This window comes from Streptomyces sp. NPDC006261 (assembly GCF_040613515.1).
Taxonomy (GTDB): domain Bacteria; phylum Actinomycetota; class Actinomycetes; order Streptomycetales; family Streptomycetaceae; genus Streptomyces.
This window is the reverse complement of sequence record NZ_JBEXSI010000010.1, coordinates 80,245-98,718: the sequence shown is the minus strand read 5'-3', so window position 1 is coordinate 98,718 and position 18,474 is coordinate 80,245. Positions and strand designations below refer to the sequence as shown.

Sequence of the window (18,474 nt, the reverse complement as noted above, 5' to 3'; positions counted from 1 at the left end):
CCGCCCAGTGTAATCGTCTTTCTGACGCGATGTCCCGGTGGCCCGGGCAAAATCTGCCCGGGCCGACCGAAACCGCAGGTGGGACCCACTGCCGGCGCCGACCCGCTGAGGCCTTGAGGCTCCGAGGCGCTGACGGTCCCGAGGCGCTGACGGTCCCGAGGCGCTGACCGTGCTGAGGCCCCGAGGTCTGAGGCTCAGCTGCGGTATCCGAGGACCGTCATCATCCCCGCCTCCGCGTGGTAGACGTTGTGGCAGTGGACCATCCACAGCCCTGGGTTGTCGGCGTCGAACTCCACGGTCAGCGACCGGTGCGGCAGGACGATCGCGGTGTCCTTGCGGGCCCCGGCGGCGTTCCCGCCCAGTGCGAACGTGTGCCCGTGCAGATGGAGGGGATGCCACATGGCGGTCCCGTTGTCGAAGACGACCCGCACCCGCTCCCCGGCCTCCACCGGCCGCCGCTGCCCGGCGGTGTACGGCTGCCCGTCGAAGGCCCAGTCGTAATCCGCCATCCCGCCGGTGAGCCGCATCCGGATGGTCCGGTCCGGCGCACGGTCGGCCAGGGCCACCGACGGATCCGGCACCAGCCGCCCCGCCTCGACGAGCTTCCCGTCCAGCTCCTCGGGCCGTACGGAGGCGCCGGGCGCCGCACCGCTCCCGGTCCGCAGCACGGCGAGGGCGGCCGCCTTCTTGCCCTCCGCCAGAGCGACGAGCGGGAAGACCCCGTCCCCGGCGGTGACGAGGACGTCGTACCGCTCGCCCATCCCCAGCAGCAGCGCGTCCCCCTCGGCGTGCCGGACGGGGAAGCCGTCGGTGTGGGTGACGGTCAGCCGGTGCCCGCCGAGCGCGACGCGGAAGGCGGTGTCGCCACCGGCGTTGATGATCCGCAGCCGGATACGGTCACCGGGGCGAGCGCGACACGTCTCCGGATCGTCCGCGACCCGCCCGTTGGCGAGGTAATGCGGATAGGCGACATCACCCGCGTCCCCGCCGAGCAGCTCACTGCGGGCACCCATCATCATCCGCGAGGGCCCGTCACCGCCCTCGTCCTCCTCGGCCCCCGACATGCCGTGCGCGCCATGATCCATCCCGGCTCCGCCGTCACCCATCCCCCCGGACAGCTCCTTCAGTACGGCCTCAGGCGTCGACCCCGCCACCCCGTCGACCCAGTCGTCGAGGACGACGACCCATTCCGTGTCGTACGCCAATGGCTCCTTCGGGTCCTCCACGATGAGCGGCGCGTAAAGCCCCCGGTCCTGCTGGACGCCGGAGTGCGGGTGGAACCAGTACGTCCCCGGGTGCGGCACCGCGAACCGGTACCGGAAGTCGGCCCCCGGCGCGATGGCCCGCTGGGTGAGCCCGGGGACGCCGTCCATGTCGTTGCGCAGGGCGAGCCCGTGCCAGTGCATCGAGGTGGGCTGGGGCAGGTGGTTGGCCAGGGTGAGGTCGATGGTGTCCCCGGCGTTCACCCGCACCTCGCGCCCGGGCAGCCGGCCCCCGTACGCCCAGGAGGTGACGGTGGTGCCGCCGCCCAGATCGAGCCGGGTGCGGGTGGCGGTGAGGGAGACCTCGCGTACGGGACCGGAGCCGCGCGCCGCCTCGGCCGCCGCGACCTCCTCGCCGCCGGGAGAAACGTACGTACCGGAGTCCTGGGCACCGCCGGGGGCGTGGGAACCGCCGAGGCCGCCGCCGTCGGAACAGGCGGCGAGGGCTCCCGTACCGGCGACGGCGAGAGCGGCGCCGAGCACGGCGCGTCGGGTGGGTTGCGTGGGCATGCTGGAATACACCTCTGGGAACTGCTGGTCGGTCAGATCAGGGAGAAGGGCGGAGGTGAACGCCCACTCCTAGATACGCAGCACCGAAACGCTGGCGAGCACCGATATCGGGGGAGGCGGATCCGGCCGCAGCACCCGCCGGAGCCCCGAACCCACCGGCGTACCGAGGGGCCGTCCGTCCGCGCGCCGCCCGAGCAGCCAGGCGCCGACGAGGCCCCAGGCGCCGAGAACGGCGAGGCAGACGGAGAGCGGATCCATGCCGCTCATGGGGGAGTCGCCGGGGGAGCGGTGTGCGGGATGCGCGGCGTCGGAGGAGGCCCCGGGCACGGTCACGGCGTCGGACGTTGCCACAGGTGCCGAAGGCGAGGGGGCGTGCTCAGCCGGATGCCCGACCGTATGCATGGTGACGATGCCGAAGAGCAGCGCGGCGAGCAGCAGGAGCTGCCCGTGCATCACGCTCCCGTTCCGGACTCCGCCGACCCTGCCAGCCATGCAGGCCACCCTACCCCCGGTGGGTATACGGGCGAACAGTGGCCCGACGCCTCAAGGGGCACCGGGCCACTCAGGGGAACTTGGCTTCTCAGCTGCGGGAGTAGACCTTCTCCGCCCAGGCCGCGATCTGCTCCTCGGTGAGGTGCTGCGCGAGATCGGCCTCACTGATCATGCCGACGAGCTTCTTGTTCTCGATGACGGGGAGCCGACGGATGCGGTGGTTCTGCATCTCCTCCAGGACCGCGTTCACATCCGCCTCCGCGTCGATCCAGCGCGGCGTGCCCTGGGCGAGGTCGCCCGCGGTCACCGTCGACGGGTCGTGGCCCTTGGCCACACAGCCGACGACGATGTCCCGGTCGGTGATGATGCCGACCATCCGGTCCGAGTCACCGTTGGCGGAGACGGGCAGCGCGCCCACGTTGTGCTCACGCATCAGCTGCGCCGCACGGTCGAGCGTCTCGTGGGCGGGGATCCAGCGGGCCCCGCTGTGCATGATGTCTTTGGCGGTCGTCATGGGGGATTTCCTCCTGCGTGCCGATGGCACTGCCGTGCGGCCCCGAGCGCAACCATCGTCATCGGCCCGCACGGGGCGCGCGACCGCAATCACCCGTTCGGGTGTGCTGGTACGGGGGTGGGGGCTGACACAGGGCTGATACGGGCCCCGCTCAGGTACGGGGCTTCGCCCCACGCGCGGCGAGCATGTCGTGCATGAGCCCCAGCTCGGACTGCTGGCCCTCCACCATGCCCGAGGCGAGCCGCTTCTCCACCGGCACGGCACACAGCGACACGCACGCCTCGGCCATGGCGACGCCACCGGTGTGGTGGTCGGTCATCAACTGGAGGAAGATGACCTCCGCCTGCTTACCGCTCAGCCCCCCGAGCCGCTTGAGCTCGTCCTTGGTAGCCATCCCCGGCATGAGCGCAGAGCCGGCACCGGCGCCGGACCCGTGCCCGGCCGCATGATCACCGTGCCCTTCCCTACTCTCCATCCACGCCATGGGCCCGGCTCCGCCCGGAGCGACCTTCGGCAGCTCCCACAGATCGAGCCAGCCGAGCAGCATGCCGCGCTGGTTGGCCTGGGTGTTGGCGATGTCGTAGGCGAGACGGCGTACGTCCTCGTCGTCCGTGCGGTCGCGGACGATGAAGGACATCTCCACGGCCTGCTGGTGGTGGACGGCCATGTCCCGGGCGAACCCGGCATCGGCGGAATCGACGGCCGGAACACCGCTCTCCCCGCCCCCGCGGGCGGAGGCGACGACGGCGGCCCCGGCGAAAAGGAGGGCGAGAACGGCACCCCCGGCGACCCACCGCACACGGCGCGTCCTGCGCCGCTCCTCGTTCCCGGCTTCGCTCCCGGTCCTCCGTACGGCCATGGCGGTCACCGCGGAACCGTGGCCAGCCCGCCGGTGCAGGGGGCGCCGGGTTCGGGGGTCTGCGCACCCCGGACGTACCGCGCGAGGAACTGGTCCACGCGCCGGTCCTCGGCACTGTCGACGGTGACCTGCTTGCCCCAGGCGGTCAGCACGACGGCGCCCTCCTGCTCCGCGTACGGGCTCATGAGGGTGAACGGGGTGCTCCGGACCCGCTCGGTGGCGTACAGGGGATCGCTGGGGCCGAAACGCATGACGTCGAGTCCTTCTGCGAAGGGGCGGGAGGGTGAAGGCCGGTCCGGTGACCGACGCGCGCAGGCGGGCGGGGGAGCCACCGCCGACCCCGGGCGCCATGGTCGCCGATCGTAGTGTGTGGCCGAGTGCTCTCTCTCACACCGTGTGCGTAATCTGGGGGAAATCCCGGGTCGCGATACTGAAGTGTCCCCCCTACCCCGGGCGGTGGTGCACGGACCGTCTGAACTGCAAGGATGTGGCAATGGACAAGCAGCAGGAATTCGTCCTCAGGACCCTTGAGGAGCGCGACATCCGCTTCGTGCGGCTGTGGTTCACCGACGTCCTCGGGTTCCTCAAGTCCGTCGCCGTTGCCCCGGCCGAGCTGGAGCAGGCCTTCGACGAGGGCATCGGCTTCGACGGCTCGGCGATCGAGGGCTTCGCCCGGGTATACGAATCGGACATGATCGCCAAGCCGGACCCGGGCACCTTCCAGATCCTGCCCTGGCGCGCGGAGGCCCCCGGCACGGCGCGGATGTTCTGCGACATCCTGATGCCGGACGGCTCCCCGTCCTTCGCGGACCCGCGCTACGTACTGAAGCGCATCCTCGCCAAGACGTCCGACCTCGGCTTCACGTTCTACACGCACCCCGAGATCGAGTTCTTCCTCCTGAAGAACAAGCCGGTCGACGGCACGCGCCCGACCCCGGCGGACAGCTCGGGCTACTTCGACCACACCCCGCAGAACGTGGGCATGGACTTCCGCCGCCAGGCGATCACCATGCTCGAATCGATGGGCATCTCGGTCGAGTTCAGCCACCACGAGGGTGCTCCCGGCCAGCAGGAGATCGACCTGCGGTACGCGGACGCGCTCTCCACGGCGGACAACATCATGACGTTCCGCCTGGTGATGAAGCAGGTGGCGCTGGAGCAGGGTGTGCAGGCCACGTTCATGCCGAAGCCCTTCTCGGAGTACCCGGGTTCGGGCATGCACACCCACCTCTCCCTCTTCGAGGGCGACCGCAACGCGTTCTACGAGTCGGGCGCGGAGTACCAGCTCTCCAAGGTCGGCCGCTCGTTCATCGCGGGCCTGCTGACGCACGCGGCGGAGATCTCGGCCGTCACCAACCAGTGGGTCAACTCCTACAAGCGCATCTGGGGCGGCTCGTCCCGCGCGGCCGGTGCGGGCGGCGAGGCCCCCTCGTACATCTGCTGGGGCCACAACAACCGCTCCGCCCTCATCCGCGTCCCCATGTACAAGCCCGGCAAGACCGGCTCGGCCCGCGTCGAGGTCCGCTCCATCGACTCCGGCGCCAACCCGTACCTCACCTACGCGGTCCTGCTCGCCGCGGGCCTCAAGGGCATCGAGGAGGGCTACGAACTCCCGGCCGGCGCCGACGACGACGTCTGGGCCCTCTCCGACGCGGAACGCCGCGCGATGGGCATCGAACCGCTCCCGCAGAACCTGGGCGAGGCGATCTCCCTGATGGAGAAGAGCGAACTGGTCGCCGAGACGCTGGGCGAGCACGTCTTCGACTTCTTCCTCCGCAACAAGAAGCAGGAGTGGGAGGAGTACCGCAGCGAGGTCACCGCCTTCGAGCTGAAGAACCTGCTGCCGGTGCTGTAGGGGCTGGTCCTGCCGCTGTGATGGGGGTAGGCCGTGGGGCTCCCCGAGAGACAGGGACTGGGGTCAGCGGCGCTTAGCCGCTGGCCCCAGTCGTTCTTGTCCCGTCAGCCGGCTGCACATCGCGGCCATGTCGAGCACGCCACGGGGCTGTGTCGCTGCCCACGACGACCTGGTGGCGCGATGACGTACGCACCGCCCACGGACACCGCTGTGCCGCCGTTGGGCATCTCCAGGTACCGGCCGCCACCGCCGCCGAACATGTTCATGCGGCGAGGGTGGGAGGGGATGGCCGCGCTCTCCGCCTCGTACCCTGAGCCGGACCCACGGGCCCGGGGTCTCGCACCCCTCTGCCAGAGGTGCGGCCCTGAGAAGCTCTACACCGGCGGTGTCCCCGGCGGTGACGGTGCCGGCGCTGGGTTGGGCAGCGGTGGGCCCAGGTTGGGTGGGGTCTTCGGGGGGCCGCTGCCGTGTCTGCCGTCGTTCGTCAGCTTGCGGGCGGGCAGGCCGTAGATGCCGAGCGGCGGGAACAGGTCCACGCGGCGCGGGTAGTCCGCCTCCGCGCACTCCTCGCAGAGCAGGTCCCGGCCCGTCTCCGTGTGCCGGGCCGCCGTGACCGGGGCGTTCCAGCAGGCCTCGCAGGTGCGGACGTCCGTCGCGGACAGGGCGATCACCGGTGCCTCCCGGGCGGGGCCGGAAGTGAAGCGTGACGGGCGGTACGCATGTGATGCCTCCGTCTCTCGGGGGTGGGCGGGTGGCCGTGAGGATTCATTCCGGCCGCTGCGGCTGAGACGAGGGGCCTACGGGGTGTCATCCGCGGGTCTCACGCCATGTGCGGACGAGCTTGGCCGCGGTGGGGCAGACCGCCCCCGCCCGGCAGGCGCCGCACGTCGTCGTGTGGGCGAGCAGGTCGCGATAGGCCGCGTCGGGGGAATCGGTCGTGGTCACGGTCGCCTCTCTGCTGATCTCGGCCCAGACGAATTCGGCGGTGCGGGTGAGGGTGTGCCCGAAGTGGTCGGCCGTGGCCAGAGCGGCGAGGACCGCCGCGTGCTCGGCCTCGGTGAGCCCGGCGGGGAGGTCCGCCTCGACGCGGATGCCGACCGCGGTCTCGGTGACGCGCGGTTGAGTGCCGATGGCCGCGGTGAGCATGCCGGTCAGTGCCGCTGCCCGCGCTTGTGCTGAGCGCACACTTCTCCCCTGGTGAAGCTGACATCACTCCATGTAATGCTGAATACTCAGCTTCAACCTGATGGGTTAGCTTTGTCAATGTCGAGCCCGAACGCCGCACCCCTCACGGAGCCGCCGAAATGCCTCGCGATACCCCGTACTTGCAGGTGGCCGACGAGATCCGCGCCCGGGTGCTGGCGGGTGAATGGGCCGTCGGCGACAAGCTGCCGTCCCGCGCCCGGTTCGCCAAGGAGTACGGCGTCGGTCAGTCCGTCGCCCAGCGCGCGATGGAGCGCCTGATCATCGAGGGCATCCTCGAAGGCCGCGCAGGGTCGGGCACGTACGTCCGCAAAGCCCGCGAGCGCCGCCGGATGGTCCGCTCACGCCTCCGTCAGGAGCGCAGCGGCTCCCCGTTCCGCGCCGACCTGAAGGACCAAGGATCCGCGGGCACCTGGGAGTGCAACAGCCGGGCCAGGGTCCCCGCCACCGAGGACATCGCCGCACGGCTGGCGATCGAGCCCGGCGACCTCTGCGTCATGACCCACTACGAATTTCTCGCGGACGGTCAGCCGGCCCAGCTCGCCACGAGCTGGGAGCCGATGGCCATCACCGGCGGCACGGATGTCCTGCTCCCCGAGATGGGGCCGCGAGGCAAGATCGGCGTCGTCGCCCGTATGCGCTCCATCGACGTGCACGTCTCCACCGCGCTCGAAATGCCGCGACCGGCCCGCGCCACGCGCGAGCAGGCCAACTTCCTCGGCATCTCCGTGGGCGATCTGGTCACCCAGCTGGAGCGCATCTACTTCGACGCCGAGGGCCGTCCGGTGGAGACCGCCGACATCATCGTCCCGGACATCCGCTGGGAGATCGCGTACGAGATCGAGGTCGACGACTCCCGGTTCTGAGCGGTGGGCGGTTCTCGGCGGGAGCCGGTTCCGGGGGCGGCTCCTGCGCGACGGCGCGGTGAGCCGCCTCCGGTCTGTCGGCCCGTTGCCCAGGACCGGCGTGGAGGCGGTGGAGGACAGCAGGGTCGCGGTGACGGCCCGGGTGCACCGTCCAGGGGCTTCGGCGTGGGGGCGCTCCAGGTTTCGTCCAGCTGATCATCGCCGCGATGATCAGCCCCGAGGAGCATGGCCGGTACGACGGTCACCTCGGCGGTGCCATGGCCGTCCTGACGCCGGCCGAGCTGCGCGGCAGCGTCGACCCGTAGACGGCCGAACGGCAGCCCGCGCCCACGTGGCGCGGGCTGTTGTAGTGTTACGACCCCCCGTGCACCGGTACGGGGACGGACCGGGGAGGTGAGACCCATTACCGCTGGATCAGCCTGGGTGCTCACCTCGCACGATCGCGTCGCACGACCGGCATAAGCCGGCCGGCCCGAACCGATCGCGGAGCGCCCATCGGATTTCCCGAAAGGCATTCGCCCGCATGTCCGTTCACCCCGTGAGTTCTTTTTCCGCCACCGTCGCCGCCCTGCGCCGCGCCGGATGCGTCTTCGCCGAGGACGAGGCCCTTCTCCTCCATGAGGCCGCCGCGTCTCCGGGCCATCTGGCCTCACTCGTCGAGCACCGCGTCACCGGCCTTCCGCTCGAACACGTCCTGGGCTGGGCCGAGTTCTGCGGTCGGCGCCTCGCCGTGGACACCGGCGTCTTCGTGCCCCGCCGGCGTACCGAGTTCCTGGTGGCGCAGGCCGCCGCCCTAGCCCCGGAGCGGGCCGTCGTCGTCGACCTCTGCTGCGGCTCCGGAGCGCTCGGCGTCGCCCTCGCCACGGAGGCGTCGACCACCCTGGGCCGGGTCGACCTGCACGCCTGCGACGTCGAACCCGCCGCCGTGCGTTGTGCCCGGCGCAACGTCGGTGACCTAGGGCAGGTCTACGAGGGCGACCTCTTCTCCCCCCTTCCCGCCGCCCTGCGCGGCCGCGTCGACGTGCTGCTGGCCAACGTTCCGTACGTGCCGACCGCCGACGTCGAGCTGCTCCCCGCCGAGGCGCGCGTCCACGAACCCCGGGTCGCCCTCGACGGCGGCGGCGACGGCCTCGACGTCATGCGCCGGGTCGCCGCGCAGGCCCCCGAGTGGCTCGCCCCCGGCGGCAGCCTGCTGGTGGAGGCCGGTGAGCGGCAGCGGGACGCGGCGGTACAGGTCCTCCGCGACGCCGGGCTGGTCCCGCGCGTGGCGGTCTGCGAGGAGCTGTACGCCACCGTCGTCATCGGTACGGCCGGGCGGGTCACATGAAGCGGTAGCGCGTCTGGCTGTACGGGTCCCCCTTGCCGAAGCCGAACGCCGTACGGGGGCGGACCGCGAACACGTGGGCGTGGCCCGCCTCCGCCTGGACGAAGCTGCCGTCCGCGACGTCGAAGTGCCAGCCGCTGCCGTACTTCGCCTCCCACTCCCGGGCCAGCGCCGTCAGCCGGCCGTGGTCCGTCACCCGGTCCGCCCGCCCCTCGACCACCACGTCGAAGCCTGAGTCGAGGGCGTTGGTGCCCGTCGTCAGGACCACCTCGGGGTTGGCCGTGAGGTTGCGCGCCTTGCGCTCCGCCGGGCCCGTACAGAAGTGGAGCGCGCCGCCCGACCAGACGCCGATGAGCGGGGTGACATGGGGGCGGCCGTCGGGGCGGACCGTGGAGAGCCAGTACAGGGGGGCGTCGGCGAGTACGGCGGCCGTCTTCGGCCAGGGACGGGCCGTCGCGCCCTCGCTGCTGTAGCGGGCGTCCAGCTCGGTCGTGGGGGGAGGGGTGGAAACGGGGAGCTCGGTCGTGGACATGATTCCTCCGTGGTGACGTCAGGGGGTGGTGCCATGGGCGGTGCTGCCAGAGGTGGTGCTGCCAGGGGTGGTGCTGTCAGGTGCTTTTCCCGTGGGTGGACTCCGCCCCCGCCCCGAATTCATCGGCGCAGGACTAGGCTCGAAGAGCTGTGACGCGGCGAAGGGGCGGCGTGCGGCTACGCAGAATCGGTTCGGGCGGCAGGAGAGCGTGCAATGACGACGGTGCCGGGGCGCAGAAGCAGTACGTTCACCAGGCTGCTGCGGCACGGATTCACCGACCCGTCCGCTGCCGAACAGCTCCTGGAGCTGGACGACCTCGCCTCCGTTCGGTCCGATCCCGTCCTCCTGGAGGCGCTCGGCGCCACCGCCGACCCCGATCTGGCCCTGCGCGGCCTCGTCCGGCTCGTCGAGGCCGAGGCGGCGGACGGGCGGCAGGTGCTGCTCGACACCCTCGTCACCGCCAAGCCCCTGCGCGACCGCCTCCTCGGGGTCCTCGGGGCGTCCGAAGCGCTCGGCGACCACCTGGCCCGGCACCCGCGCGACTGGCAGGCACTCGTCACGTACGAGGCGGTCGACCTGCACCCGGGGATCGCCGACTTCGAGCGCGGGCTCGCCGAGGCCGTCGACCCGGACTCGCTGCGCGTCGGGTACCGGCGCTGCCTGCTCACCCTGGCCGCCCGCGACGTCTGCGGGACCACCGACCTCGCCCAGACCGCCGCCGAACTGGCCGACCTCGCCACCGCCACCCTCCGTGCCGCCCTCGCCATCGCCCGCACGGCGGCCCCCGAGGACGCGGCGCAGTGCCGGCTCGCCGTCGTCGCGATGGGCAAGTGCGGCGGGCACGAGCTGAACTACGTCTCCGACGTCGACGTCATCTTCGTGGGGGAGGCGCGCGACGGCGTCGACGAGAACAAGGCGATGCAGGCCGCCACCCGCCTCGCCGCCCACATGATGCGGATCTGCTCCGACAACACCCCTGAGGGCACCATCTGGCCGGTCGACGCCAACCTCCGCCCCGAGGGCCGCAACGGGCCCCTCGTGCGCACCCTCAGCTCGCACCTCGCCTACTACCAGCGGTGGGCGAAGACGTGGGAGTTCCAGGCGCTGCTGAAGGCGCGCGCGGTCGCCGGTGACCCGGAGCTCGGCCAGGAGTACGTCGACGCCGTCTCGCCCCTCGTCTGGCAGGCCGCCGACCGGGAGAACTTCGTCCCCGACGTGCAGAAGATGCGTCGCCGCGTCGTCGACAACATCCCGGCCGACCGGATAGACCGTGAGCTGAAGCTGGGGCCCGGCGGGCTGCGGGACGTCGAGTTCGCCGTCCAGCTCCTCCAGCTCGTGCACGGGCGCAGCGACGCCTCCCTGCGCAGCGGCACCACGCTGGAGGCCCTGCGGGCGCTCGCCGAGGGCGGGTACGTGGGGCGCGCGGACGCCGCCCAGCTGGACGAGGCCTACCGCTTCCTGCGCTCCATGGAGCACCGCATCCAGCTCTACCGGCTGCGCCGCACCCACCTGGTCCCCGAGGACGAGCCAGACCTGCGGCGGCTCGGGCGGTCGCTCGGGATGCGCACCGATCCCGTCGCCGAGCTCAACAAAGCGTGGCGGCGGCACGCCTCGGTGGTGCGGCGGCTGCACGAGAAGATCTTCTACCGGCCGCTGCTGGACGCCGTCGCCCAGCTGGCCCCCGCCGAGTCCCGGCTCAGCGCCAAGGCGGCCGCGATCCGGCTGGAGGCCCTCGGGTACGCCGATCCGGGCGCGGCCCTGCGCCACCTGGAGGCCCTCTCCTCCGGGGTCTCCCGCAAGGCCGCGATCCAGCGCACCCTGCTGCCGGTGCTGCTCGGCTGGTTCGCCGACTCCGCCGACCCGGACGCCGGGCTCCTCGGCTTCCGCAAGGTGTCCGACGCGCTGGGCAAGACCCCGTGGTACCTGCGGCTCCTGCGTGACGAGGGGGCGGCGGCGGAGAACCTCGCCCGGGTGCTCTCCGCCGGCCGCCTCGCCCCCGACCTGCTTCTGCGGGCCCCGGAGGCGGTGGCGATCCTGGGCGACCCGGAGGGGCTGAGGCCCCGCACCCGTGAGCACCTGGAGCAGGAGGTGCTGGCGGCGGTGGGGCGTGCGGGGGGCGCGGAGTCGGCGGTCGCGGTGGTGCGCGGGGTAAGGCGGCGGGAGCTGTTCCGTACGACGGCCGCCGACATCATCGGCTCGTACGGCACCGAGGACAGCCCGGCCGAGCAGGACCACGGTGCCCTCGTCGACCGGGTCGGCTCCGCCGTCACCGACCTCAACGCCGCCACCATCGCGGGTGCGCTGCGGGCCTCCGTACGCGAGCGGTGGGGCGACACCCTGCCGACCCGGTTCGCCGTCATCGGCATGGGCCGCTTCGGCGGGCACGAGCTGAGTTACGGCTCCGACGCCGACGTCCTCTTCGTGCACCGGCCGCGCGAGGGTGTGAGCGACGAGGAGGCGGCCCGGGCGGCGAACGCGGTCGTGGGGGAGATGCGGAGGCTGCTGCAGCTGCCCACCGCTGACCCGCCGTTGCTCATCGATGCCGACCTGCGGCCCGAGGGCAAGGCCGGGCCGCTGGCGCGGACGCTGAAGTCGTACGAGGCGTACTACCGGCGCTGGTCGCTGGTCTGGGAGAGCCAGGCGCTGCTGCGGGCCGAACACATGGCGGGCGACGAGGAGCTGGGGCGCGACTTCATCGAGCTGGTGGACCCGTTGCGGTACCCGATGGAAGGGCTCGGCGAGGACGCCGTACGCGAGATCCGCCGGCTCAAGGCCCGGATGGAGTCCGAGCGGATGCCGCGCGGCGCGGACCCCACGCTCCACGCGAAGCTGGGGCGGGGCGGGCTGAGCGACGTCGAGTGGACCGTGCAGCTGATGCAGATGCAGCACGGCTCGGCAGAGCCGGGGCTGCGGACGACGCGTACGCGCGAGGCGCTGGCGGCCGCGTGTGCGGCGGGGCTCATTCCGGATGAGGACGCGGAGATGCTGGACGAGGCGTGGGTGCTCGCCACCCGGGTGCGGAACGCTGTGATGCTGGTGCGGGGGCGGCCGGGGGACACGTTCCCGTCGGACCCTCGGGAGATGACGGCCGTGGGGCGGTACCTGGGGTACGAGCCGGGGCACGTCGGGGACATGCTGGACGACTACCGGCGGATCACGCGGAGGGCTCGGGCGGTGGTGGAGGAGCGGTTCTACGGGGCGGTGGTCTAGGGCGTTCGTTCGGATCAGGCCGGATCGGGGGCCGGGGCCCGCGAGTCCGGCATGATCCGGACGAGAGGCCCCGGGCGCGCCTTCGCGGGGCGCGGCTCAGGGCCGCGCTCCGCAAGCGCCCGAGGGGCTGGGGGGCCTCAGCCGGGGCCGGGCGCCCCGGGAGACAGCGATGCGGGCGGACATCGTGTCCGCCCGCACGTCCGTGCTGCCCGTGGCTTCCGCTGCCTACGGTCTCCGCGCGCCGGCGGTCTCCGTCTCCGGCTCGGGCTCCGGCTCCGCGGCCGGCCGTGGCAGCCGTGCCGCCGCCCGTACCCCCGTCAGCCGGGCGCCCCGTTTCGACGGCACCCACTTCGGCAGGTGCTGCGGCAGAGAGCCGTACCAGACGCGGGAGACCGCGTAGCCGAAGGCGAGACAGATCATGCCGCCCACCGCGTCCAGCCAGAAGTGGTTGGCGGTGGCCACGATGACGACCAGGGTGAGCGTCGGGTAGAGCAGGCCCAGGATGCGGGCCCAGGGCGCCGAGGCCAGGGCGAATATGGTCAGGCCGCACCAGAGCGACCAGCCGATGTGCATCGACGGCATCGCCGCGTACTGGTTCGACATGTTCTTGAAGTTGCCCGAGGCCATGGAGCCCCAGGTCTCGTGCACGAGCACGGTGTCGATGAAGTTCGCGCCGTTCATCAGACGGGGTGGCGCCAGCGGGTAGAGGTAGTAGCCGAGCAGGGCCACGCCCGTCGTCGCGAAGAGCACGAGCCGGGTGGCCGCGTACCGGCCGGGGTGGCGGCGGAAGAGCCAGACGAGGACGCCGATGGTCACGACGAAGTGCAGGGTCGCGTAGTAGTAGTTCATCGACACGATCAGCCATGTCACGGAATTGACCGCGTGATTGACCGTTTCCTCGAACGCGAGGCCCAGGGACTTCTCCGCCGACCAGATCCAGTCGGCGTTGCTCAGGGCCTGGGTCTTCTGCTCGGGTACGGCGTTGCGCACGAGCGAGTACAGCCAGTAACTGACCGCGATGAGCAGGATCTCGAACCAGAGCCGGGGGCGGCTGGGCGATCGCAGGGATCGGAAGCGGTCCGACCAGCTGGTCTTCCCGTCTTCCTGCGCTGTCACGTCCGTTTCACCCATAGGCAGAGAGTCTTCCATAGAGATTCCCCTGCCCTCGATCATCCTCCGGTCGGGTTCCGGTCGCACATCCTGCACCTCAAGGACGAGGGCGGGGCGTTGAACCACCTACGGGTCCCGTGCCGGGGCCCGAGGCCGTCGTCCCGCGAACCACCAGCTCAGGCATGAAGACGAACTCGCTGTGCGGAGCCGGGGTTCCGCCGATCTCCTCCAGCAGCGTGCGCACCGCGGCCTGGCCCATCGCCGTCACGGGCTGCCGGATGGTGGTCAGCGGCGGATCCGTGAACGCTATGAGAGGCGAGTCGTCGTAGCCGACCACGGAGAGGTCCCTGGGGACTTCCTTCGACAGCCGGCGGGCCGCCCGGATCGCCCCGAGTGCCATCATGTCGCTCGCGCACACGACCGCTGTGCAGCCGCGCTCCATCAGGGCGGAGGCGGCGGCCTGGCCGCCCTCCAGTGTGTACAGGGAGTGCTGGATCAACTTCTCCACCTCGTCCGGGGCGAGGCCCAGCTGCTCCTGCACCGTGGCGTGGAAGCCCTCGATCTTGCGAAGCACCGGTACGAAGCGCTTGGGGCCGACCGCGAGGCCGATCCGGGTGTGGCCGAGCGCCACCAGGTGGGTCACCGCCAGCCGCATGGCCGCCCGGTCGTCGGGGGAGATGAAGGGGGCCTGTACCTGGGCGGAGAAGCCGTTGACCAGGACGAAGGGGACGCCCTGGCCGCGCAGCTGTTCGTAGCGCTGCATGTCGGCCGAGGTGTCGGCGTGCAGTCCGGAGACGAAGATGATGCCCGAGACGCCCCGGTCCACCAGCATTTCGGTGAGTTCGTCCTCGGTGGAGCCGCCGGGAGTCTGGGTGGCGAGGACCGGTGTGTACCCCTGCCGGGTCAGCGCCTGGCCGATGACCTGGGCCAGCGCCGGGAAGATCGGGTTCTCCAGCTCCGGGGTGATCAGTCCGACCAGGCCCGCGCTGCGCCGGCGCAGCCGTACGGGGCGTTCGTAGCCGAGGACGTCGAGCGCTGCGAGGACGGATTCGCGGGTGGTCGCCGCGACCCCCGGCTTGCCGTTCAGGACTCGGCTGACCGTCGCTTCGCTGACCCCCGCCTGAGTTGCGATATCGGCAAGCCGTGCGGTCATGTCAGTGGACTGTACCGGGCCGGTGTCGGATTGCCCACTGTGTGTCGGCCGGGCGCCCACACCCCCCTGCCGGCAGGGGCTGAGCCCTGCGCCCCGGCAAGGTCTTGCAAGCTCTTGCGGTCTTCCGCTGCGGGCTGCGGTCGGATCGTCGCACTGCGGATATGCCGTGCGTGGCCTGCCCCTGCCAGGGTTCCACCGCTTCCGTCAAGGGGCTTGACGGCAACCTTGAGGACACGCGAATGTAACGATCAGCAGGGCTTGCAGAAATCTTCCGCAAGGTCTTTCGATGGTCTTTCATCCTTGTTACGTTCACGTCGACCCGGCGCCGCGACGGAGCGGTACGGCAGTTGAAGGAGTTCAGATGCGACGTGGCATAACGGCCACCGCCCTGGTCGCGGCCCTGGCGCTCGCGGCGACAGCCTGCGGCAGCGGCGACGAGACCGGCGGCAGCAAGAGCTCGGGTGAGCTCTCCGGCACCGTGACCTGGTGGGACACCTCGAGCGTCGGCAGCGAGGACAAGGTCTTCAAGAAGCTGGCCGAAGGCTTCACCAAGAAGCACCCGAAGGTCAAGGTCAAGTACGTCAGCGTCCCCTTCGGTGACGCGCAGAACAAGTTCAAGAACGCGGCCCAGGCCGGCAGCTCCGCACCCGACGTGATCCGCTCCGAGGTCGCCTGGACGCCGGACTTCGCCTCCCTCGGCTACCTGGCCCCGCTGGACGGCACCGCCGCTCTGAAGAACCAGGACGACTTCCTGCCCCAGGCCGTCGCGTCCACCAAGTACGAGGACAAGACCTTCGCCGTCCCGCAGGTCATCGACTCCATGGGCATCTTCTACAACAAGAAGCTGATGGAGAAGGCGGGCGTCGAGCCGCCCGCCAACCTGGACGAGCTGAAGGCCTCCGCCAAGAAGATCAAGGACAAGACCGGCAAGACCGGCCTCTACCTGCGCGGCGACGACCCGTACTTCTTCCTGTCCTTCCTCTACGGCGAGGGCGGCGACCTGGTGGACGCCGAGTCCAAGACCGTCACCGTGGACAAGCCCGAGGGCGTCAAGGCGTTCAAGGCGGTCAAGGCCCTGGTCGACGACGGCACCGCGAAGACGGACGCCTCGGACGGCTGGGAGAACATGATGCAGGCGTTCAAGAACGGCGACGTCGCGATGATGATCAACGGCCCCTGGGCCGTCGCCGACACGCTGACCGGCAAGGAGTTCACGGACAAGGACAACCTGGGCATCGCCACGGTCCCGGCCGGCTCCGCCGCGCACGGCGCCCCGCAGGGCGGTCACAACCTCGCCGTCTACGCCGGTTCGAAGAACCTGGAAGCCTCCTACGCCTTCGTCGACTACATGACGTCCGTGGAGACCCAGGCCACCACCGCCGGTGAGCTGAACCTCCTGCCGACGCGCACCTCCGCGTACGCCAAGAAGGAAGCCGTCAACAGCGAGATCGTCGGCTTCTTCAAGCCGGTCGTCGAGACCGCCGTCGAGCGACCCTGGATCCCCGAGGGCGGCAGCCTCTTCGCCCCGCTCGGCATCGAGTACACCAAGGTCCTCACCGGCCAGACCACGCCGGAGAAGGCCGCCCAGGCCACCGGCGACGAGTACCGCAAGCTCCTGAAGGACTGGAAGTAACAGGAAGGTTGGCCGACTGATGGCTGTCCACACCAGCCAGTCGGTGGTGAAGGCCGCGGGCGGGAACACCGCCCGCGGCCGGAGCCGCGGTACTGGCACCCCACCACCGGCCCCCGGCCGTGTCCGGCGCGGCCTGTCGACCCACTGGTACGCCTGGACCATGGTCGCCCCGGTCGTCGTCGTGATCAGCGTGATCATCGGCTACCCGCTGCTCCGCGGGATCTACCTGTCGATGACCGACGCCAACGAGCGCAACGTCGCGCGCACCATCGGCGTCAACGAACTGCCCGCCACCTACAAGTTCGTCGGTGCCGACAACTACGTCGACGCGCTGACCGGTTCGCAGTTCCTCGGCACGCTCGGCTGGACGCTGGTGTGGACGGTCTCCTGCGTGAGCATCACGTTCGCGCTCGGCATGAGCCTCGCCAACATCCTCAACCGCCGGATCGCCGGCCGCTCCGCCTACCGCATGGCCCTGATCCTGCCCTGGGCCATTCCCGGCTTCGTCTCGGTCTTCGCCTGGCGCTTCCTCTACAACGAGGAGCGCGGCCTGCTCAACAAGATCCTCGGCGGTGCCGGCATCGACGGCATCCCGTGGCTGAACGACCCGACCTGGGCCAAGTTCGCCGTCATCGCCGTCAACGTCTGGCTCGGCATCCCGTTCATGATGGTCGCCCTGCTCGGCGGGCTGCAGTCCATCCCCTCGGAGCAGTACGAGGCCGCCGAGATGGACGGGGCCACCGCCTGGCAGCGGTTCCGCCACATCACGCTGCCCGGACTGCGCCCGGTCTCCACCACGGTGATCCTGCTCTCCACCATCTGGACCTTCAACATGTTCCCGGTGATCTTCCTGCTCACCCGCGGCGGACCCGGTGAGGCCACCCAGATCCTCGTCACCCAGGCGTACAAGTTCTCCTTCGAGATCAGCCCGCGCGACTTCGCGCAGTCCTCCACCTGGGGCGTGCTGATCCTCGTACTCCTGATGCTCTTCGCCGTGGTCTACCGGCGAGTCCTGCGCACCCAGGGAGACAACTGGTGAGCACCGCAACCACCGAAACCCCCGCGCGCCACGCCGTGCGCAAGGTCCGGCTCCGCGGCGAGCGCTCCCCGCTCGCCTCCGTCGCGCTGCACCTCACCCTGATCATCGCCTCGGTGATCGCCGTCTTCCCGGTGCTGTGGGTCCTGCTGACCTCGCTCAAGCCCGCCAGGTACGCGACCACCACGGACTTCTTCCGCGAGACGACGTTCGTCAACTACACGAACCTGATCCGCGACACCGAGTTCCTCAACTGGTTCGCCAACTCCGCGATCATCGCCGGGCTCTCCACTGTCATCGGTGTCTTCGTCGCCGCCACCACCGGCTACGCCGTCAGCCGCTTCCGCTTTCCCGGCAAGCGCGGGCTGATGTGGACGCTGCTGATCACCCAGATGTTCCCGGTCGCCGTCCTCATCGTGCCGATCTACAACATCATGGCCAACCTGGGTCTGCTCAACCAGCCCGCGGGTCTCGTCATCACCTACCTCACCATCTCGGTGCCGTTCTGCGCCTGGATGATGAAGGGCTTCTTCGACACCATTCCGCGCGAGATCGACGAGTCGGGCGAGGTCGACGGCCTCACCCCGTTCGGCACCTTCTGGCGCCTCATCCTGCCGCTGGCCAAGCCTGGCCTCGCGGTCACCGCGTTCTACTCCTTCATCACCGCCTGGGGCGAAGTGGCGTACGCCTCCGCCTTCCTGGTCGGTGACGAGAACCTGACGCTCGCCGGCGGACTCCAGAAGTTCGTCAACCAGTACGGCGCCCAGTGGGGCCCCATGACGGCGGCCTCGGTGCTCATCGCCATCCCGGCCGCCCTGGTGTTCCTGTTCGCGCAGAAGCACCTGGTCACCGGCATGTCCGCCGGAGCCGTCAAGGGCTGAGAGACCCCTCCCGGACGCCAGAACCCGCACGCAC

16 protein-coding genes and 1 pseudogene are annotated in these 18,474 nt (G+C 70.7%); 7 read left to right on the top strand and 10 right to left on the bottom strand.

What is annotated here, in order from left to right:
* Nucleotides 1-194 precede the first annotated feature (194 nt).
* The 5 genes and pseudogenes from ABZ154_RS08680 to ABZ154_RS08660 all read right to left on the bottom strand — a co-directional run.
* A complete protein-coding gene (locus tag ABZ154_RS08680; protein ID WP_356830361.1) occupies nucleotides 195-1,772 on the bottom strand; it encodes a multicopper oxidase family protein in 1,578 nt (525 codons plus the stop codon).
* A gap of 69 nt (nucleotides 1,773-1,841) precedes the next feature.
* Entirely contained in the window at nucleotides 1,842-2,264 is a 423-nt protein-coding gene (locus ABZ154_RS08675; protein WP_356830359.1) for a hypothetical protein, read from the bottom strand.
* 88 nt (nucleotides 2,265-2,352) lie between these two features.
* On the bottom strand, nucleotides 2,353-2,778 hold the full coding sequence (locus ABZ154_RS08670; protein ID WP_356830357.1) for a CBS domain-containing protein: 426 nt from the start codon (nucleotides 2,776-2,778) through the stop codon (nucleotides 2,353-2,355).
* A gap of 151 nt (nucleotides 2,779-2,929) precedes the next feature.
* Nucleotides 2,930-3,637, bottom strand: a complete 708-nt coding sequence (locus ABZ154_RS08665) for a DUF305 domain-containing protein (RefSeq protein WP_356830476.1) — start codon at nucleotides 3,635-3,637, stop codon at nucleotides 2,930-2,932.
* Nucleotides 3,638-3,642: 5 nt separating this feature from the next.
* Nucleotides 3,643-3,852: pseudogene (locus ABZ154_RS08660) on the bottom strand (DUF3105 domain-containing protein); the annotation flags it as partial.
* Between the two features lie 278 nt (nucleotides 3,853-4,130).
* On the opposite strand from ABZ154_RS08660, the gene glnA reads away from it, so the two are divergent.
* Entirely contained in the window at nucleotides 4,131-5,492 is a 1,362-nt protein-coding gene (glnA, locus tag ABZ154_RS08655) for a type I glutamate--ammonia ligase (protein ID WP_003969536.1), read from the top strand.
* 374 nt (nucleotides 5,493-5,866) lie between these two features.
* On the opposite strand, the gene ABZ154_RS08650 is transcribed toward glnA, so the two are convergent.
* Together ABZ154_RS08650 and ABZ154_RS08645 are read right to left on the bottom strand one after the other, a co-directional pair.
* The gene (locus ABZ154_RS08650; RefSeq protein WP_356830355.1) at nucleotides 5,867-6,163 is read right to left on the bottom strand and encodes a hypothetical protein; all 297 of its coding nucleotides are present in this window, start codon (nucleotides 6,161-6,163) and stop codon (nucleotides 5,867-5,869) included.
* Nucleotides 6,164-6,299: 136 nt separating this feature from the next.
* Nucleotides 6,300-6,638 carry a hypothetical protein gene (locus tag ABZ154_RS08645; RefSeq protein WP_356830474.1) on the bottom strand — a complete coding sequence of 113 codons (339 nt, stop codon included), beginning with the start codon at nucleotides 6,636-6,638 and terminating at the stop codon, nucleotides 6,300-6,302.
* A 158-nt stretch (nucleotides 6,639-6,796) separates the two neighbouring features.
* On the opposite strand from ABZ154_RS08645, the gene ABZ154_RS08640 reads away from it, so the two are divergent.
* Together ABZ154_RS08640 and ABZ154_RS08635 are read left to right on the top strand one after the other, a co-directional pair.
* Nucleotides 6,797-7,561, top strand: coding sequence for a GntR family transcriptional regulator (locus tag ABZ154_RS08640; RefSeq protein WP_356830353.1), 765 nt, complete (start codon nucleotides 6,797-6,799; stop codon nucleotides 7,559-7,561).
* Between the two features lie 523 nt (nucleotides 7,562-8,084).
* The gene (locus ABZ154_RS08635; RefSeq protein WP_356830351.1) at nucleotides 8,085-8,888 is read left to right on the top strand and encodes a putative protein N(5)-glutamine methyltransferase; all 804 of its coding nucleotides are present in this window, start codon (nucleotides 8,085-8,087) and stop codon (nucleotides 8,886-8,888) included.
* On the opposite strand, the gene ABZ154_RS08630 is transcribed toward ABZ154_RS08635, so the two are convergent.
* A complete protein-coding gene (locus ABZ154_RS08630) occupies nucleotides 8,881-9,417 on the bottom strand; it encodes a pyridoxamine 5'-phosphate oxidase family protein (RefSeq protein ID WP_356830349.1) in 537 nt (178 codons plus the stop codon). The two genes, ABZ154_RS08635 and ABZ154_RS08630, sit on opposite strands and share 8 nt — an antisense overlap.
* A 213-nt stretch (nucleotides 9,418-9,630) precedes the next feature.
* Between ABZ154_RS08630 and ABZ154_RS08625 the strand changes: the two genes are divergently transcribed.
* A complete protein-coding gene (locus ABZ154_RS08625) occupies nucleotides 9,631-12,627 on the top strand; it encodes a bifunctional [glutamine synthetase] adenylyltransferase/[glutamine synthetase]-adenylyl-L-tyrosine phosphorylase (protein ID WP_356830347.1) in 2,997 nt (998 codons plus the stop codon).
* 225 nt (nucleotides 12,628-12,852) lie between these two features.
* On the opposite strand, the gene ABZ154_RS08620 is transcribed toward ABZ154_RS08625, so the two are convergent.
* Together ABZ154_RS08620 and ABZ154_RS08615 are read right to left on the bottom strand one after the other, a co-directional pair.
* On the bottom strand, nucleotides 12,853-13,776 hold the full coding sequence (locus tag ABZ154_RS08620) for a phosphatase PAP2 family protein (protein WP_356830345.1): 924 nt from the start codon (nucleotides 13,774-13,776) through the stop codon (nucleotides 12,853-12,855).
* Nucleotides 13,777-13,834: 58 nt separating this feature from the next.
* Entirely contained in the window at nucleotides 13,835-14,890 is a 1,056-nt protein-coding gene (locus tag ABZ154_RS08615; RefSeq protein ID WP_356830343.1) for a LacI family DNA-binding transcriptional regulator, read from the bottom strand.
* A gap of 361 nt (nucleotides 14,891-15,251) precedes the next feature.
* Here ABZ154_RS08615 and ABZ154_RS08610 point away from each other — a divergent pair, with 361 nt between their 5' ends.
* Genes ABZ154_RS08610 through ABZ154_RS08600 form a run of 3 tightly spaced genes read left to right on the top strand, consistent with a single transcriptional unit; the run spans nucleotide 15,252 to nucleotide 18,440 of the window.
* A complete protein-coding gene (locus tag ABZ154_RS08610) occupies nucleotides 15,252-16,523 on the top strand; it encodes an extracellular solute-binding protein (RefSeq protein WP_356830341.1) in 1,272 nt (423 codons plus the stop codon).
* A gap of 19 nt (nucleotides 16,524-16,542) precedes the next feature.
* The gene (locus tag ABZ154_RS08605; protein WP_356830339.1) at nucleotides 16,543-17,562 is read left to right on the top strand and encodes a sugar ABC transporter permease; all 1,020 of its coding nucleotides are present in this window, start codon (nucleotides 16,543-16,545) and stop codon (nucleotides 17,560-17,562) included.
* The gene (locus tag ABZ154_RS08600) at nucleotides 17,559-18,440 is read left to right on the top strand and encodes a carbohydrate ABC transporter permease (RefSeq protein WP_356830337.1); all 882 of its coding nucleotides are present in this window, start codon (nucleotides 17,559-17,561) and stop codon (nucleotides 18,438-18,440) included. Before ABZ154_RS08605 ends, ABZ154_RS08600 begins: the two co-directional genes overlap by 4 nt.
* The last annotated feature ends 34 nt before the right edge of the window (nucleotides 18,441-18,474 follow it).

What these genes read in the sequence shown, in the direction of transcription:
- ABZ154_RS08680 (WP_356830361.1), bottom strand. Translation starts at nt 1,772, where the DNA reads ATGCCCACGCAACCCACCCGACGCGCCGTGCTCGGCGCCGCTCTCGCC.
- ABZ154_RS08630 (WP_356830349.1), bottom strand. Translation starts at nt 9,417, where the DNA reads ATGTCCACGACCGAGCTCCCCGTTTCCACCCCTCCCCCCACGACCGAG.
- ABZ154_RS08675 (WP_356830359.1), bottom strand. Translation starts at nt 2,264, where the DNA reads ATGGCTGGCAGGGTCGGCGGAGTCCGGAACGGGAGCGTGATGCACGGG.
- ABZ154_RS08635 (WP_356830351.1), top strand. Translation starts at nt 8,085, where the DNA reads ATGTCCGTTCACCCCGTGAGTTCTTTTTCCGCCACCGTCGCCGCCCTG.
- ABZ154_RS08620 (WP_356830345.1), bottom strand. Translation starts at nt 13,776, where the DNA reads ATGGAAGACTCTCTGCCTATGGGTGAAACGGACGTGACAGCGCAGGAA.
- glnA (WP_003969536.1), top strand. Translation starts at nt 4,131, where the DNA reads ATGGACAAGCAGCAGGAATTCGTCCTCAGGACCCTTGAGGAGCGCGAC.
- ABZ154_RS08625 (WP_356830347.1), top strand. Translation starts at nt 9,631, where the DNA reads ATGACGACGGTGCCGGGGCGCAGAAGCAGTACGTTCACCAGGCTGCTG.
- ABZ154_RS08605 (WP_356830339.1), top strand. Translation starts at nt 16,543, where the DNA reads ATGGCTGTCCACACCAGCCAGTCGGTGGTGAAGGCCGCGGGCGGGAAC.
- ABZ154_RS08610 (WP_356830341.1), top strand. Translation starts at nt 15,252, where the DNA reads ATGCGACGTGGCATAACGGCCACCGCCCTGGTCGCGGCCCTGGCGCTC.
- ABZ154_RS08645 (WP_356830474.1), bottom strand. Translation starts at nt 6,638, where the DNA reads ATGCTCACCGCGGCCATCGGCACTCAACCGCGCGTCACCGAGACCGCG.
- ABZ154_RS08640 (WP_356830353.1), top strand. Translation starts at nt 6,797, where the DNA reads ATGCCTCGCGATACCCCGTACTTGCAGGTGGCCGACGAGATCCGCGCC.
- ABZ154_RS08615 (WP_356830343.1), bottom strand. Translation starts at nt 14,890, where the DNA reads ATGACCGCACGGCTTGCCGATATCGCAACTCAGGCGGGGGTCAGCGAA.
- ABZ154_RS08670 (WP_356830357.1), bottom strand. Translation starts at nt 2,778, where the DNA reads ATGACGACCGCCAAAGACATCATGCACAGCGGGGCCCGCTGGATCCCC.
- ABZ154_RS08665 (WP_356830476.1), bottom strand. Translation starts at nt 3,637, where the DNA reads ATGGCCGTACGGAGGACCGGGAGCGAAGCCGGGAACGAGGAGCGGCGC.